Origin of the sequence: Rhizobium sp. RHZ01 (assembly GCF_014851595.1) — a bacterium.
GTDB lineage: Bacteria > Pseudomonadota > Alphaproteobacteria > Rhizobiales > Rhizobiaceae > Rhizobium > Rhizobium altiplani.
In genome coordinates this window covers 1-573 of sequence record NZ_JACUZZ010000093.1, presented here as the reverse complement: position 1 = coordinate 573, position 573 = coordinate 1, and the positions used below count along the sequence as shown (strand labels likewise).

1 pseudogene is annotated in these 573 nt (G+C 62.7%); it reads left to right on the top strand.

What is annotated here, in order from left to right:
• A pseudogene (locus tag IB248_RS30945) lies at positions 1-573 on the top strand (reverse transcriptase domain-containing protein); the annotation flags it as partial.

Below are 573 nucleotides of genomic sequence, written 5' to 3'. Positions count from 1 at the left end.
GGGGACGTACCGGCCACAGCCGGTGCGTCGGGTGATGATCCCGAAGCCAGGGGGCGGCGAGCGCGAGCTTGGCATCCCCACGGTGCTGGACCGTCTGATCCAACAGGCGCTCCTGCAAGTCCTCCAGGGTTGACCATGACATCCTGATCGACCGTCTGCGCAAGAAAATCCCCGATCCCGGCGTGATCCGCTTGGTACGGGCCTATCTGAACGCCGACATTGTTGATGGGGGTGTGGTCCTCAAGCGGACCCGAGGCACGCCGCAGGGTGGGCGGCTGTCGCCACTTCTGGCCAATGTGTTGCTGGATGAGGTGGACAAGGAACTTGAACAGCGGGGCCATGCCTTCTGCCGCTATGCCGACGACTGTAACGTCTACGTGCGATCACAGCGGGCGGGCGAGCGGGTGATGGCTCTGCTGCGGCGTCTCTATGGCCGACTTCGCCTTAAGGTGAACGAGACCAAGAGCGCCGTTGCCACCGTCTTCGGCCGCAAATTCCTCGGCTATGCTTTCTTCAAAGCACCAGGGCGGGTGGTCAAGAGACGGGTTGCCGACAAGGCAATCAAGGCGTTCA